Source organism: Paraclostridium dentum (genome assembly GCF_012922555.1).
Lineage (GTDB): Bacteria > Bacillota > Clostridia > Peptostreptococcales > Peptostreptococcaceae > Paraclostridium > Paraclostridium dentum.
The window spans coordinates 1-1,479 of record NZ_WIPK01000046.1; the positions used below are offsets into that span (position 1 = coordinate 1).

Sequence of the window (1,479 nt, forward strand, 5' to 3'; positions counted from 1 at the left end):
GTAAGATGAAGCTCCAGCTCTCTGTCCTCTGCCTGTGTGCGCTCGTCCTCTCTGCCTCGTGTCAGGGGGAAACGTCCGAGGTTCTGAGTCCCCGAGGCCCGCGTCCTGCAGTACTGGGCTTCAAGACTGATAAATGTGTGTCTCAGAGAGACTGGCCGATCTGCACGGACGAGGACTGGGGCAGGAAGTGTCCGTCTGGCTGCCGGGTTCAAGGCCTTCTGGATCAAACGGACAACTACATTCTCAAAAAGATCGACAATATCCGCAAACTCCTTGATGATGGGAAGAAATTGCACCGGTCCACAGATCTGGAGTCCAAAACCACCTACAACTACCTGCGAGAGAGACTCGTCTCCAACGCAGGTAATGATAACAGGTACGCCTCCTTGGCCGAACAGCTGAGACAGAGGATCGTTGAGCTGAAGATAAAAATCGATCGACAGCTGCGAATCCTGGAGGCGGTCAAGGCTCAGATAAAAGCCCAGTTCGTCGCCGTACAGCGCCTGGAGGTGGACATTGACATCAAACTGCGCAGCTGCAAAGGCTCCTGTGCCAGCTATGTGCCCTTCTCTGTGGACAAGGACAGCTACATTGCCCTGGAGAAGCAGCTGGAGCGCCTAGACACCTTAAAGGTCCAGAATGTTGAGACCGTCAGCTCCTTGAAGGTCCTGAAGAGCAGGCCACTGAAAGATGTAGAGGTGGCATCCATCTACAAGGCTGGAATCACTGGATCAGAGAGAGAAGCACAGAGGAAGGCCTACTTCACCGACATAGGCCAGCTTCAGCTCTCCCTGGAGGCCGAGGGCTCCACTGCAGACTCGGCCGCCACCGTCAGCAAAGTCACCTCAGGTACGAGCCATTCCTCACACGTCACCACGCAAAGCCTCAGCTGCACCCAAACCGTCCGCAAGACAACAATTCACACCAAAGACGGCATTCAGGAGAAGTATGAAACTGTGCGCACCGGGCCAGGGTGCGATGCCATCGGGAAGCTCGGCCTTTCCGAGGCAGAGCTCCAGGCTGCGGCTAAAGACGGTAAAGACCTCACTGGCGATGGCTTCACCGTCAAGGTCTCTGGCGGAGAGTCCATCACCACTCTCAGCCACGGTGACGGAGATCTCGCTGGGTATGATGGAAAATTCTTTTCGGGACTTGGTTCTGGTGGAAGCGATCGCAAGCTGTCCACATCCCACACTTCTTCCTCTTCCTCTTCCTCTTCCTCCTCCTCCTCCTCCAAAACCCTTGTAACAGGCGGGAGCAAAGATTTTCAATCAGGCAGTAAGACCATCACGACACATACTTCATCTGATGATTACGGTATCGACCTCGGGGAGTTCTTGCGCAGCGACATAGAAGACGATGTTCCTGACCTGCACGCTCGAGGTTTCAGACCCCGTGAAGATCGCAAACCTGGTTATATTGGCGGAGGTACAAATTGAGTGACACTCACATAAAGTGAACCGTTTTAGAGAAAACAAT

The 1,479-nt window shown here is 54.1% G+C and carries 1 protein-coding gene; it reads left to right on the forward strand.

Going from position 1 to position 1,479, the window contains the following annotated elements; all coding sequences use genetic code 11:
- A partial coding sequence (locus tag GFJ41_RS20860; protein ID WP_206001594.1) for a hypothetical protein occupies nt 1-1,439 on the forward strand: 1,439 nt, incomplete at its 5' end.
- Nucleotides 1,440-1,479 lie beyond the last annotated feature (40 nt).